General features: G+C 26.2%; 1 pseudogene. It reads right to left on the reverse strand.

Annotated features, from left to right (window positions below):
- Positions 1-49 precede the first annotated feature (49 nt).
- Positions 50-277, reverse strand: a pseudogene (locus KGF41_RS20690) (recombinase family protein); the annotation flags it as partial.
- Positions 278-279 lie beyond the last annotated feature (2 nt).

A 279-nucleotide genomic window follows, 5' to 3' on the forward strand; every position in this document is an offset into this window, starting at 1 on the left:
TTTTCAATATCTTCATCCTCTCTAATCTTTTTCTTGTATTTTCTTAATCTATTATTCCTTTAGAATTGGCATATTGTCTAAGAAATTCAACTTGATTTTTTAAATTATCTTTTTGATTAGAGCTTGAAACCCTTGTATAAATAACTATTTTTCTATTATCTGTTTCTTTATGTATTCCTGTATATTCTAGATATTGTTCATAAGTGTAATACCTTCTATTCGTAGGCGTTCTAAATGCCTTTAATTTACCATCATTATCCCATCTTTGCAGAGTTATAA

Origin of the sequence: Clostridioides sp. ZZV14-6150 (assembly GCF_020657875.1) — a bacterium.
Taxonomy (GTDB): domain Bacteria; phylum Bacillota; class Clostridia; order Peptostreptococcales; family Peptostreptococcaceae; genus Clostridioides.